Below are 13,927 nucleotides of genomic sequence, written 5' to 3'. Positions count from 1 at the left end.
CGCCAGATTTCGGCAACTAGATTGGGAGCAAATCAGTGGCATCACTACTCGAACGAGTTCTTCGTACCGGCGACAAGAAGACGCTGAAGACACTGCGTAACTACGCCGACGCGATCAACGTGCTCGAGGACGAGTTCAAGGGCATGACCGATGCCGAACTCAGGGGTGAAACGGACCGCCTCAAAGAGCGCTACAACAATGGTGAGTCGCTCGACGATCTCCTTCCCGAAGCTTTTGCCGCCGTCCGCGAGGCAGCCGGACGAACCCTCGGCATGCGGCACTTCGATGTCCAGCTGATGGGCGGCGCCGCCCTGCACCTGGGCAACATTGCCGAAATGAAAACGGGTGAAGGCAAGACCCTGGTGGCCACCGCCCCGGCCTACCTCAACGCCCTGACCGGACGCGGCGTCCACATCGTGACCGTCAACGACTACCTGGCCGAGTACCAGTCTGATCTGATGGGACGCGTGTTCCGCTTCCTCGGGATGACCAGCGGCTGCATCCTCTCCAACCAGGACCCCGCCACCCGGCGTGAACAGTACGCCGCCGACATCACCTACGGAACCAACAACGAGTTCGGTTTCGACTACCTCCGCGACAACATGGCCTGGAGCGCCGCCGAGCTCGTGCAGCGCGGCCACCACTTCGCCATCGTCGACGAAGTCGACTCCATCCTCATTGACGAGGCCCGTACCCCGCTGATCATTTCCGGTGCGGCGAGCGGCGACGTGAACCGGTGGTACACGGAGTTCTCCAAGGTTGTCCAGCGGCTCACGCTGGATACCGACTATGAGGTGGACGAGAAGAAGCGCACCGTCGGAATCCTCGAGCCGGGCATCGAGAAGGTCGAGGACTACCTCGGCATCTCCAACCTGTACGAGGCAGCGAACACCCCGCTGATCGGCTTCCTGAACAACGCCATCAAGGCCAAGGAACTCTTCAAGCGGGACAAGGACTACGTGGTCCTTAACGGCGAAGTCATGATCGTGGACGAGCACACCGGCCGTATCCTCGCCGGACGCCGGTACAACGAGGGCATGCACCAGGCGATCGAGGCGAAGGAAGGGGTGGTCATCAAGGCCGAGAACCAGACCCTCGCCACGGTCACCCTGCAGAACTACTTCCGCCTCTACGAAAAGCTCGCCGGCATGACCGGCACGGCCGAAACCGAGGCCGCCGAGTTCATGAGCACCTACAAGCTCGGCGTGGTGCCCATCCCCACGAACAAGCCCATGGCCCGGATTGACCAGTCCGACCTGATCTACAAGAACGAAGTGGCAAAGTTCGACGCCGTCGTGAAGGACATTGCCGAGCGCCACGCGTCCGGCCAGCCCGTACTGGTCGGCACCACCAGCGTGGAAAAGAGCGAGTACCTCTCCAAGCAGCTGGCCAAGGCAGGCATCCGGCACGAAGTCCTCAACGCGAAGAACCATGCACGTGAAGCCGCCATCGTCGCGCAGGCAGGACGCAAGGGCGCCGTAACGGTAGCCACCAACATGGCAGGCCGCGGCACCGACATCATGCTCGGCGGCAACGCGGAGTTCAACGCGATTGCCGAACTGGAGCGGCGGGGGCTGGACCCGAACGACAACCCCGAGGATTATGAGGCGGCCTGGCCGGACGCCCTCGAAAAGGCACGCCAGGCCGTCGCCGCCGAACAGCAGGAAGTGGTCGAACTCGGCGGGCTCTACGTGCTCGGCACCGAACGCCACGAGTCCCGCCGCATCGACAACCAGCTCCGCGGACGGTCCGGACGCCAGGGCGATCCGGGCGAATCGCGTTTCTACCTGTCGCTGACCGACGACCTGATGCGCCTGTTCAACTCCGGTGCCGCCGAGCGGATCATGAACAGCTCGTCCATGCCGGACGACGTCGCCCTCGAATCGAAGCTGGTGTCCAAGGCAATCCAGAATGCGCAGGGACAGGTCGAAGGACGCAACGCCGAACAGCGCAAGAACGTCCTGAAGTACGACGACGTCCTGAACCGCCAGCGCGAGGCCATCTACGGCGACCGCCGCCGCATCCTGGAAGGCGACGACCTGCAGGAGAAGATCGGTTTCTTCCTGGAAGACGTCGTCACCGCCGTCGTCAACGAAGCGACTGCGGAGGGCCACGGCGACGACTGGGATCTCGAGCAGCTGTGGACCAACCTCAAGACGCTGTACCCGATCAGCCTCACCATCGACGAGGTGGTCGAGGAAGCCGGCGGCCGGTCCAGGCTCTCCCGCGAGTTCCTGCACAATGAAATCCTGTCCGACGCGAAGCTGGCCTACCAGGCCCGCGAGGAAGCCCTCGGCTCGGCCACCATGCGGGAACTGGAGCGGCGCGTCGTGCTCTCGGTCATCGGACGCAAGTGGCAGGAGCACCTGTACGAGATGGACTACCTCAAGGAAGGCATCGGGCTGAGGGCCATGGCCCAGCGCGATCCCCTGGTGGAATACCAGCGCGAAGGTTTCGTCATGTTCCAGACAATGATGGAGTCCATCCGCGAGGAAAGCGTCGGGTACCTCTTCAACGCCGACGTGCAGGTCAGCGAACCCGCAGCCCCGGCAGCAACTGCGCTGTCCGGCGTCAAGGATGCCCGCGGCGTCGTCGGCACCCCGGTCATCAAGGCGGCAGGCCTGGAAGCTCCGAAGCAGCCGGCCAGCCTGCAGTTCACCGCACCAAACAGCCAGGGCGGGGTGGAGACCAGGGTGGAACGGACCCGCGGCAGTGCGCCGGCGGACCCGTCCGCTCCGGCGGCGGGAAAGGCCGCCTCCACCGGTAACAAGTCCGCTGCCAAGAAAGCCAAACGACGCAAGTAACCGGAAAGGACCGGCTAGGACCTAGCCGATCTCCAGGGCAGTAACCTTCCAGAGCCCGCGCCGCAGCTGAACCCTCAGCGCGACGGCGCGGGCTCTGTCATGTTCCAGGGCCACCACGGTGGCCTCGTAGATTCCCTCCGACACCGGGCAGAGCCGGCAGGAGCGGATGCGTACGCCGCGGTGCAGCAGCTGCGGATCGGGTGCCTTCCCGGACCGTGCCCGGGGATCCTGCTGCAGGCCGCGGACGAGGTTGGCACGCATCTGCAGCCGTTCATAGTTCTCCGGATCCAGCCAGCGGGACATCTGCTGCAGGGGCCGGACGCCGCCCAGCACTTCAAGCGCCGCCAGCGCCACCGATTGGCAGATGGCTTTCACCCGCGCGTCATCTTCCGGGGCCGAAGCCCAGTTGGCGGCTCCGGGTGCGGGACCGGGAGGCAGATCCGCAGCCCGGCTGTAACGTTCGCGGGGTGTGGCCGGCACCGGGGCCGGGAGTGCCTCCCTGGAAGGGGCCAGATAGACCGCGATGGGACCGGCGGTTCCGTCAGCCGGCTCATCCGGAGGTGCAGGCGGGGCATCGGGAGCGGGTAGGAATATTACGCTGGTCATGGTGCGTCCTTTCCTAGCGCGGAAGTGCTGTTCTTACGTGAGGGAAGCGGCGGGCCGCCGGCTTCGAACGGGTCCCCTTACGGGGGCGGAACGGCCAGCACCTGGCCGGGATGAATCAGGCCCGGATCGGGACCGATCACCGCCCTGTTCAGTTCGTACCAGCGGGGCCAGTGGGCGGCAGTCTCTGCGTCCGTGGCCTGTGGTCCAAGCTGGGATGCCGCCAGCGACCAGAGGGTGTCTCCCGCCGCGACCACAACTTCCCGTTCATCAGGCCGGGTGGTACCTGTTAGCAGGCCGCCGCCCGCGGACGGCGGGGGAGAAGGACGCCAGAGCGGCGAGACGGTATCCGCCGGAGCGTCTGACGCCGGGGGCCCGGTTTCCGCAGCGGCTGCCGGTACACGTGTTCCGGACAGCTCCGCTTCCATTGCATAGGTCCGGGTGACGGCTGTTCCGGCTGCCGCTGCGCCGGGCACCGCTCCGAGTGTTCCCCCGGCAGCCAGCGAGATCCCCAGTGCAGCCGATGCCAGCCGGCGCAGCGGCCCGGGCGCCAGGGCCAGCGTCCGCCTGCCGGCCGTCCGGAAGCCGAAGCGGTGCAGCAGGCACCCTGCCAGTGCGCAGGCAAGCCCCGCCATCCACCAGAGTGTCAGCAGCAGGCCTGCTGCCGCAGCGCCGAACCCGGCGATCTGAGTCAGGGTTGTCAGGGAAAGCACGGTTCCGGACAGCGGGTCCGGGGAGAACAGGGTGGAACCCGCGGTCACCGCGCCCGGCAGCATCCGGGCGCCGCACCACAGCAGCAACAGGCCGGCGGCCGCTATGGCGCCGGTTGCAAGGGCATCTGCAGCCAGCCGGCGGGGGGACGCGTTTCCAGTCATGGCATTCTCCAGGAAATGAGCCGAAACGGAGCGGTTTATTTTGTTCGTTAGACCCGTTTGGTGAGGTTGATGTCTTTTAGTGCTGTTTGGTGTCATTAGCTGGGTTTCGGCTTTTTTGGTGCCGTATGACCCAGGTGATGCCCGTGTCTACACTTCGTGTTGGTCGCTGTCCAGAGTGGTCGGCTGCCGTGGTGGACGCTAGCCTTGGGCGATGCGATGGGACGCCCTGTTCAGGGATATGGAGGCACAGCTTGCCGCGGCTGCCGGGCTGGCCGCGGAAAGCGAGATTTCCGACCGTGTCCGGATGGAACTGCGCGGAATCAGCCTGCAGGACAGGCTGCGGAGCCAAAACGGAAAGGAGCTGCTCCTGGACCTCGGCACAGCAGGGGTGCTGCGGGGAATCCTGCGGCATGTGGGGGAAGGGTGGGTGGTGCTGGAGCAGGACCGGGGCGCCGCCCTGGCGGTGTTGTCCCACGTGGTTGCCATCAGGGGGATGGACCGCTTCGCGAGCCGGCCCGCCGGGCAGGTGCGGCTGGGAGTGACGTCCGCACTGCGCAGCATCGCCAGGGACCGGAGCGCCGTGCTGATCCGCTCCGCCGGGGCAGCAGCCGAAAGTGCCCTGCACGGCACGATCGACCGGGTGGGCAGCGACTTCCTGGAGCTGGCCGTTGTGCCGTCCGACCAGCCGCGGCGCAGCACAAACGTCACGGGGGTCTACGTCCTGCCGACAGCCACCGTGGCCGCGCTACTGTCACAACAGAACGGCTGGCCGTGACACGGCACCTCGGCCACCGTGACGCGGCCGGCTCCCCGGGCTCAGCTTCCGGCGTTTTCCTCCAGGGGAATGCCCTGCCGCACAGCTGCAGCAGATTTCCGGTAGGCACGGGAAATGTAGTCTTCAAGCTGCTGCGACTCGACCCGCCACTGCCCCCTGCCTCCGATCTGGATCGCCGGAAGTTCTCCGCTGCGGACCAGGGCGTAAGTCTGCGAGGAGGAGATGTTCAGCACCTCGGCGACATCGACCAGCGTCAGAAATCTCTTATCGCCCACGCCACTCACCTTTCGCACCGCACTGCCGCGGTATGCACCCGTTGTATACCAGCAGCACCAGTGTGACACCAGCGGGATCATGCTCAGGGGTTATCCACAGATTCGACTTTCCTCGAAACCACCGTTTGCTTCCTCCGGCAGTTCCTCCACAATGAGCCCATCCAGTGCCCCGGTCCGGGGTGAAGGGTGAGCCAGGGGAGAAAAGGGGGACCATGAGCCTGCACCTAACCGACCGCGCAACCGGTACGGAACCGTCAGCGGCACGGCTGCGCAAACCGTCGTGGCGGGATCCCCGCCTCCTGCTGGGAATCCTGCTGGTGCTCGGATCCGTTGCCGGGGTTGTCACCCTGGTCAGCAGCGCCGACCGGACAACGGAGGTCTATGCCGTGAGCCGCGACGTTCCTCCGGGCACGTCCATCCGTGCCGAGGACCTGCTCGCGGTGCCGGTCCGGCTCGGCAACGCCGAGGAGCTGTATCTCCCCGTTGCCGGAGGAATACCGGAGAACGCCGTCGCCGGTGCGGCGCTCCGCAAAGGTGAACTGGTTGCCCGGTCCTCGCTGGTCCAACCGGACCAGCTGGACCGCAAACCGGTCGGACTGCGGGTGGAGGACCCGCTGCCCGCCAGCACGGACGCGGGATCGCGTGTCGACATCTGGGCGGCCATGCCCAACGCCCGCAACGGGTTCGATGAGCCGAAGCAGCTGATCGAAGCCGCAGAGATATCGGAGCTGGCCGTCACCGAGTCCGCGCTGGGCGCGAACCGCAGTACGGAGCTGCTGGTCCTGGTGGACGACTCCGACCTGCCGCTGCTGCTGAGCGCCTTATCCAACCAGGCCAAGATCACCGTGGTCCACAACCCCTCACCGGGCTCGTGAATATCCCCGTCGCCACCGTAGGGGCCGCTACCGCCGGTGTCCTCGACGGGTTGGAACGGCTGCAGGGTCCCGTGACCGTGGTCCGGCGGTGCACCGAACTGACGGAACTCATAGCCGTCTCGCAAAGCGGAATAGTGCGCGCCGCCGTCGTCGCCGATGAGGCAGGTGAGCTCACCGCAGCACTGGCCGAACGCCTCGCGGCTGCCGGAGTGGCGCTCGTGGCGCTCGCCGATGATCCGATCCTTCGGCAGCGGCTGGAGGCCCTTCGGATCGTGAATGCCCCCAGCGGTGTCGACCCGGGTGCGCTCGCCGACTTGATTTCCGCGGCGGTCCAGGCGCTGGAGCAGCCCGTGCAGGACACACGGACGGGAGGCAGCAACAGCCTCGCAGACCCGGCCGCTGCCTTCGGTGCGGGCACCGCCGCCCCGGGACCCGACGACACTGCGCTGCCGGAGGGGCGCAGGGGTACGGTTACCGCTGTCTGGGGGCCGGCCGGAGCTCCGGGCAGGACCACGCTCGCCGTCAACCTGGCGGCCGAGGCGGCAGCTGCCGGCACAGCGGTGCTGCTTATCGACGCCGACACGTACGGTTCCAGCGTGGCCGTCAGCCTCGGACTGCTCGATGAATCCGCCGGACTGGCCCAGGCCTGCCGCCTTGCCGACCAGGGACTGCTCGACGACGCCGCGCTGCGCAGGATCTCGGCCGGGGTTTCCCTCCGGGGGCACCGGTTGTCGGTGCTGACCGGCATCACCCGCTCCGACCGGTGGGTCGAACTGCGCCCCGCCGCGCTCGCGGGCGTCCTCGCCGCGGCGCGGAGAATCGCGGACCTGATCATCGTCGACTGTGGATTCTCGCTGGAAACAGACGAGGAACTCAGCTTCGACACGATGGCTCCGCGGCGCAACGCCTCCACCCTCCTGGTGCTCGAAGCAGCGGACACGGTCTACGCCGTGGGCACGGCCGATTCCGTCGGAGTTCCCCGCCTGGTCCGTGCCCTCGCCGACCTGGCAGGAGCGGTTCCGGGACTCGAGCCGCGCGTCGTGCTGAATAAGGTAAGGGCCTCCTCCGTCGGACGGCAGCCGGAAAGCCAGCTGCGCGGGGCCTGGGAAAGGTTCGGTCCGGGAGGGGAAATCGCTGCCTTCCTGCCGGCCGATTACGACGCCGCCGACGCCTCCCTGCTCTCCGGGACAGCACTGCTGGAAACGGCGCCCGCCTCGGCCCTTCGCGCCTCCATCGCCGAGCTGGCGGGCGTGCAGGTCCCCGGCCGACGACGTGGCGCACCTCGGACGCGGGCAAAGTGACCTTTGGCGCATTCGCGGCTAGGCTCGATAGGAAGAGGCTGCAACGGAGCAGGCGGACGTAAGTACTATCGGAGGCGTATTACATTGTCGTCAGGGTCCCGCATCGCGGATCTTTTCAGTTCGGACACTTCCCTGGATGAATTCATCGGGAACTACTACGAGCATCTGGCGCGTGAAGATGCCCAGGCCTATGCTCCGGCGGTCCTGAAGGAGCGGGCCCAAAAGCACATGGAACTGGCGCTCAGCCGCACCGAAGGAACTGCCGCCGTCGACGTGGTGGACCAGGGCGACACCAGCGTCATCCTGATCGTGACCGATGACATGCCCTTCCTCGTCGACTCCGTCACCGCAGAGGTAGTACGCCGCAACGCCGCGATCCGGCTGGTAGTGCACCCCATTTTCCTGGCCACCCGCGATCCCCGGACGGGTGAACTGCAGCAGGTGCAGCGTGTTCCCGCCGCTGCCGGCGTCTCAAGCGGCGACACTGCAGCGCTGCCCAATCTGGCCGACCTGCTGGGCGGGAACGGCGGCACCACCAAGGTGGAATCCTGGATCGCCATCGAGGTCGCCCGTATCACCGACGGGGACAAACGCTCCGAACTTGTTGACGGCCTGCAGAAGGTCCTCGGCGATGTCCGGATCGCCGTGGCGGACTGGCCCGCCATGCGGATGAAGGTCCACGAGATTGCCCGTTCCCTGGAAACCGTCCCCGGTGCCCGGGACATCCCTGACCTCCAGCAGGCCCGCGAACTGCTGACCTGGCTGGACAACGGCAACTTCACCTTCCTCGGCTACCGCGAATATGACCTGGTCACCGAAAACGGGGAAGACGCACTGCTCCCCACCGAGGACAGCGGCCTGGGGCTGCTGCGGCTGCATTCCACCCGGCGGGTCCAGCGGCTGACGGACGCAGGCCGGGCCAAAGCACGTGAAAAGCGCGCCCTCGTCATCACCAAAGCCAACTCGCGGTCCACCGTGCACCGGCCCGCCTACCTTGACTATCTCGGTGTCAAGCGCTTTGACGAGCAGGGCAATGTCAACGGCGAACGCCGCTTCATCGGGCTCTTCGCCACCGGCGCGTACACCGGTTCCGTCCGCAGCATTCCGATTGTCCGGGACAAGGTCCGCGACGTCATGCGCACCTGCGGTTTCCCTGCCGACTCACACTCGGGCAAGGACCTGCTCTCCATTCTGGAGACCTACCCCCGCGACGAGCTCTTCCAGATTGACCCCTCCACGCTGCTGGACACCTCGCTGGCTATCCTCCGCCTGCAGGAACGTCGGCGGACCCGGCTGTTCCTCCGGCCGGATATCTACGGCCGTTTTATGTCCGCAATCGTCTTCCTGCCCCGAGACCGCTACACAACGCCGGTCCGGCTCCGGATCCAGGACGAGCTGCGTTCCACGTTCAACGGAGAGTCCATCGATTTCGAGGCGCGGATGACGGAGTCCGCCCTGGCGCGCCTGTTCTTCCGGATCCGGCTGCCCCGCGGCCAGGAAATCGCGGATATCGATGCCGCCGAGTTGGAGGCACGCCTCGTGCAGGCCACCCGGTCCTGGAGCGAGGGTATCGAAGAGGTCGTCCGGACCAAGTTCTCCCGCCCGGAGGCGGAAAAGCTGTCCGCACTGTGGTCCGACGCCTTCCCGGCTGCGTACCGGGTGGCCTACGAAGTCGAGGATGCGCTGGAGGACATTGCCCGCTTCGAAGCCCGGCTGGCCCGTCCGGACACCGCTCCGGAACTGTTCGTCTACATCCCGGCCGGCGGTGACGGTCCCGAAGACGCCCGCCTGAAGCTCTACCTGACCGAGCCGAAGTCGCTGACCCAGATCCTGCCGTTCCTGCACAACCTCGGCCTGGAAGTGCTCGACGAACGCCCCTTCGAAATCCGCCGGGGCGACGGCACAGGGTTCTACCTGTACGACCTGGGCCTGGTGTATCCCTCCGGCATCGATCCGCTGCAGACCGGTTCCCTGCTGGCCGAAGCCTTCCGCGCCGGCCTGTCCGGAACCGCCGAGTCCGATGCCTTTGACCGGCTGATCCTGCAGCAGGGACTGCGGTGGCGCCAGGTCGTCATCCTGCGGGCGTACGCCAAGTACATGCGCCAGGTCGGCACGGGAAACTCCTACGGTTTCGTGGCCGGCACGCTGCTGGCCAACCCGGATGTTGCCCATGCACTGATAGCGCTCTTCGAAGGGCGCTTCGATCCGGACCTGACTGAGGAGGAGCGCCGGGCCGCCGTTGAGCAGGCAGGCGCCGCGTTGGAGACGGGCCTCGAGAAGGTTCCGACGCTTGACGCCGACCGCGTCCTGCGGACCTTTGCCACCCTCATCAACGCCACGCTGCGCACGAATTTCTACCAGGACAAGCCGTACGTCAGTTTCAAACTGAACACCGGGGCGATCGACGGTGCTCCGTTCCCGCGCCCAAAGTACGAAATCTGGGTCTATTCTCCCCGGGTCGAAGGTGTGCACCTGCGCTTCGGCGAGGTGGCCCGCGGCGGGCTGCGCTGGTCCGACCGGCGCGAGGACTTCCGCACCGAGGTCCTCGGCCTGGTCAAGGCACAGACGGTGAAGAACGCCGTCATCGTGCCCACCGGCGCCAAGGGCGGGTTCTACGCCAAGAAGCTGCCCGACCCTGCCGTGGACCGCGGCGCCTGGATGGAGGAGGGCAAGAACAGCTACCGCACCTTCATCAGGGGGCTGCTGGACCTCACCGACAACCTGGTGGTGAAGGAATCCGGCGAGGAAGTAGTGCCGCCCGAACGCGTGGTCCGGCACGACGGTGACGACAGCTACCTCGTGGTTGCAGCGGACAAGGGCACGGCGTCGTTCTCTGACATCGCGAACTCCATTTCCGCGGAGTACGGCTTCTGGCTCGGTGACGCCTTCGCCTCCGGCGGGTCCGTCGGCTATGACCACAAGGCCATGGGCATCACCGCCCGGGGTGCCTGGGAATCGGTCAAGCGGCACTTCAGTGAGCTGGGCATCGATACCCAGAGCCAGGACTTCACCGTGGTGGGCGTCGGCGACATGAGCGGCGACGTGTTCGGCAACGGCATGCTGTTGTCCGAACACATCAAGCTCGTGGCCGCGTTCGACCACCGGCACATTTTCCTGGATCCCAACCCCGACGCCGCCCGCTCCCATGCGGAACGGCGGCGCCTGTTCGAACTTCCGCGCTCGTCCTGGGCGGATTACGACGAGTCCCTGATCAGTGCCGGCGGCGGGATCTTCCCGCGCCAGTCCAAGAGCATCCCGCTCTCGGCGGAGGTCCGCGAGGTGCTGGGCCTGCCGGATTCCGCAACCAAGATGAGCCCGCCGGAGCTGCTTAAAGCCATCCTGACTGCGCCGGTGGACCTGCTCTACAACGGCGGCATCGGCACCTATGTGAAGTCCTCGGCCGAGACCTCTGCCGATGTCGGCGACAAGGCCAACGACGCGATCCGCGTGGACGGCCGGGACCTGCGCGTGAAGGTGGTCGGCGAAGGCGGAAACCTCGGCATGACGCAGCACGGACGCATCGAGGCGGCCCGAGCCGGTGTCATCCTCAACACCGACGCGATCGACAACTCCGCCGGCGTGGACTGCTCCGACCACGAAGTGAACATCAAGATCTTCGTGGACCGGATGGTCGCGGCCGGCCGGCTGGACCCGCAGGAGCGCGCGGAGTTCCTGCACTCGATGACCGATGAAGTGGGCCACCTGGTCCTGCAGGACAACATCGACCAGAACATGCTGCTGCTCAATGACCGGCAGCGGGTCCTGGAAGCGAACCCGAGCTTCGAGCGGCTGATGGACTGGCTCGAGGAACACGCAGACCTCGACCGCGAGCTGGAGGCGCTGCCCACCAACGACGAACTGCACGCACGCGTCGCTGCGGGGGAGGGCCTCACCTCGCCCGAGCTGGCCGTGCTGGCCGCCTACGCCAAGATCGAGCTGACCAAGGCGCTGACGCGTTCGAACCTGGCGGACGATCCGTACTTTGCGGGGACCCTGCGCCGGTACTTCCCGAAGCAGATCGTCGAGCGTTTCGGGGACCAGCTGGATACCCATCCGCTGCGCCGCGAGATTATCTCCACCGTGGTCGCCAACGACATGCTCAATATCGGCGGCATCACCTTCGCCTTCCGGGTGATCGAGGAGACCTCCGCCACCGAAGCGGAGGCCGCCCGCGCCTTCACGGCACTGAGGGAAATCTACGGATTCGACAAGGTCCTCGCCGAGCTCGGTTCGCTGCCCGCGGACTTCCCCACCGAAACGTGGTCCATGGTGCACCTGGACCTGCGCCGGCTGCTGGACCGCGCCGTGCGCTGGTTCGTCAACCACGTGGGCCGGGGAACAACCATCGCCGAGGACATCGAGGCGTTCCGGCCCGTCGTCCAGCCGCTGCTTTCCGACCTGACACGGTTCCTCCGCGGTTCGGACGCGGAGCGGGTGGAAGCCATGCTGCAGAAGGCCCGTGAGCTGGACATCCCGAAGGACCTGGGCACCTACTGGGCCGAGCAGTTCGAGTCCTTCGGCCTGCTCGACGTCGCGCTGGCCAGCAAGGCAGCCGCCGTTCCGGCCGACGAAGTCGCCGGCGTGTATTACGCCGTTTACGACCAGTACGGCATTGACGACCTGCTGAACCGGATCACCAAGCTGCCCCGTGAAGACAGGTGGCAGTCGCTGGCCCGTGCAGCCCTGCGTGATGACCTGTACTCGACTGTTGCCGACATGACGGTGGCTGTGCTGGAAGCTACTCCTGACGGGTCCGGCACGGATCCGGGGGAGCGCCTGCATACCTGGGAGCAGGAGAACGCCGACCACCTGCAGCGCGCCTCCAAGATGTTCAGCGAAGTGAACCGCCTGGAAGAAGACGACATGGCCTCGCTTTCAGTGGCCCTTCGCCTGCTCCGTTCCATCGTCCGCCGCTAGCCCGGGGTACCAGTGGCAATCTTCACCGATCCGATCAAGGACCACGCGGACTTCGGTCCGGGCGACGCCGAATGGCTGCACCTGCTGGTGGGCGACTGGCAGCTGGTCGCCGACCTCGCCTTCGCCGACCTGGCGCTGTGGTTCCCCGTGCCCGACGGCGGCTACGTGGCGCTGGCGCATGCCCGGCCGTCGACGTCGCACACAGTGTTCCACAGCGACTTTGTGGGCGAACGCATCCGCGCTGACCTGCACCCGCTGGTAGATGCGGCCTGGCACAGCCAGCACATCGAGCGGTCGAGCGAAACCAGCTGGACCGCCGAAACAGCCATGCGGGTGGAGGCGATACCGTTCGTCCGCAACGGCCGGACCCTGGCCGTGGTGACATCGCACATGGACCTGTCCAGTTCGCGGATGCCGTCACGCCTGGAACTGACGTACCGGCAGTGTGCCTACGACCTGCTGCGGATGGGAACGCTGGGTCTCTGGCCCGACTTCGCCACGCCTACCGGGTCACGCCGGGGAGCTCCACGCGTGGGGGACGGGTTGATCCGGCTCGACGCCGAAGGGATTGTGCAGTACGCCAGTCCCAACGGAGTCTCCGCCTTCCGCCGGCTGGGCGACATGGAGACGCTCGAAGGGCGTTCGCTGGCGGAGATCACCACGGCGCTGCTCAAGGACCGCCGCATGGTCGACGAAACGCTGCCGCTGGTGGTCACCGGGCGGATGCCGTGGCGGACGGAAATCGAGTCCCGGGGCGTCAGCCTCTCCCTGCGCGCGATCCCGCTGCGCGACGAAAAGGAACGTTTCGGTGCCCTGGTGCTCTGCCGCGATGTTTCCGAACTGCGCCGCCGTGAGATGGAACTGGTGTCCAAGGACGCCACCATCCGCGAAATCCATCACCGGGTGAAGAACAACCTCCAGACCGTCGCGGCGCTGCTGCGGATGCAGTCACGGCGGATGGAGAGCGATGAAGGCAAGCTGGGTCTTGCCCAGGCCATGCGCCGTGTGTCCACCATCGCCCTGGTACACGAGACCCTGTCTCAGGGTCTGACGCAGAACGTGGACTTTGACGAGCTGATCGACCGCCAGTTCCGGCTGTCTGCCGAGGTCGCCTCGCCCACGCAGGAGGTCCGGACCCGCCGTGACGGATCCTTTGGTGAGCTTCCAAGCGACCTGGCCACTCCGCTGGCACTGGTGATCAACGAACTGGTGACCAACGCCGTCGAGCACGGGCTGGCGGGGCGTCGCGGCACGGTTGGATTGGCCGCGCAGCGGCACGGCAAAGCCGGCCGGGAGGAACGGCTAACCGTGACGGTGACCGACGACGGCGTGGGTCTGCCGCCCGGGCCGCGGCGGGAGGGGCTGGGCCTGCAGATTGTCCGGACCCTGGTCCAGAGCGAACTCGACGGGACCATCGAGTGGTCCGCGGGCGAAGGCGGCGGCACGGAAGTCCGGATCGAGATGGGACTGGATACCGAGTACCGCCGTACCTGAGTCCCCGC

Annotated in this window: 9 protein-coding genes; 6 read left to right on the top strand and 3 right to left on the bottom strand. The window is 66.5% G+C overall.

What is annotated here, in order from left to right:
* Window positions 1–35 precede the first annotated feature (35 nt).
* Window positions 36–2,804: a preprotein translocase subunit SecA gene (gene secA / locus N2K95_RS11645; protein ID WP_313771079.1), complete on the top strand. Its 2,769-nt coding sequence runs from the start codon at window positions 36–38 to the stop codon at window positions 2,802–2,804.
* Between the two features lie 21 nt (window positions 2,805–2,825).
* Here the strand turns inward: secA and N2K95_RS11640 are convergent, their stop codons facing one another.
* Together N2K95_RS11640 and N2K95_RS11635 are read right to left on the bottom strand one after the other, a co-directional pair.
* Window positions 2,826–3,410, bottom strand: a complete 585-nt coding sequence (locus N2K95_RS11640; protein ID WP_260651683.1) for an Rv3235 family protein — start codon at window positions 3,408–3,410, stop codon at window positions 2,826–2,828.
* Between the two features lie 77 nt (window positions 3,411–3,487).
* Complete coding sequence (locus N2K95_RS11635) at window positions 3,488–4,282, bottom strand: LysM peptidoglycan-binding domain-containing protein (RefSeq protein WP_260651682.1); 795 nt, start codon at window positions 4,280–4,282, stop codon at window positions 3,488–3,490.
* A 211-nt stretch (window positions 4,283–4,493) separates the two neighbouring features.
* On the opposite strand from N2K95_RS11635, the gene N2K95_RS11630 reads away from it, so the two are divergent.
* On the top strand, window positions 4,494–5,057 hold the full coding sequence (locus N2K95_RS11630; protein WP_260651681.1) for a hypothetical protein: 564 nt from the start codon (window positions 4,494–4,496) through the stop codon (window positions 5,055–5,057).
* A 41-nt stretch (window positions 5,058–5,098) separates the two neighbouring features.
* On the opposite strand, the gene N2K95_RS11625 is transcribed toward N2K95_RS11630, so the two are convergent.
* A complete protein-coding gene (locus N2K95_RS11625; RefSeq protein ID WP_255790165.1) occupies window positions 5,099–5,332 on the bottom strand; it encodes a helix-turn-helix domain-containing protein in 234 nt (77 codons plus the stop codon).
* A gap of 212 nt (window positions 5,333–5,544) precedes the next feature.
* Here N2K95_RS11625 and N2K95_RS11620 point away from each other — a divergent pair, with 212 nt between their 5' ends.
* The 4 genes from N2K95_RS11620 (at window position 5,545) to N2K95_RS11605 (ending at window position 13,919) form a co-directional block, all read left to right on the top strand.
* The gene (locus N2K95_RS11620) at window positions 5,545–6,207 is read left to right on the top strand and encodes a hypothetical protein (RefSeq protein ID WP_260651680.1); all 663 of its coding nucleotides are present in this window, start codon (window positions 5,545–5,547) and stop codon (window positions 6,205–6,207) included.
* Window positions 6,204–7,508, top strand: a complete 1,305-nt coding sequence (locus N2K95_RS11615; protein ID WP_260651679.1) for an AAA family ATPase — start codon at window positions 6,204–6,206, stop codon at window positions 7,506–7,508. The genes N2K95_RS11620 and N2K95_RS11615 overlap by 4 nt, the downstream gene beginning before the upstream one ends.
* Before the next feature lie 84 nt (window positions 7,509–7,592).
* On the top strand, window positions 7,593–12,425 hold the full coding sequence (locus N2K95_RS11610; protein ID WP_260651678.1) for an NAD-glutamate dehydrogenase: 4,833 nt from the start codon (window positions 7,593–7,595) through the stop codon (window positions 12,423–12,425).
* Window positions 12,426–12,437: 12 nt separating this feature from the next.
* Window positions 12,438–13,919: a sensor histidine kinase gene (locus tag N2K95_RS11605; protein ID WP_260651677.1), complete on the top strand. Its 1,482-nt coding sequence runs from the start codon at window positions 12,438–12,440 to the stop codon at window positions 13,917–13,919.
* The last annotated feature ends 8 nt before the right edge of the window (window positions 13,920–13,927 follow it).

The sequence above is a fragment of the Arthrobacter zhaoxinii genome (genome assembly GCF_025244925.1).
GTDB classification, from domain to species: domain Bacteria; phylum Actinomycetota; class Actinomycetes; order Actinomycetales; family Micrococcaceae; genus Arthrobacter_B; species Arthrobacter_B zhaoxinii.
The sequence above is the reverse complement of the archived record's forward strand: the minus strand, read 5'-3'. Positions and strand labels throughout refer to the sequence as shown.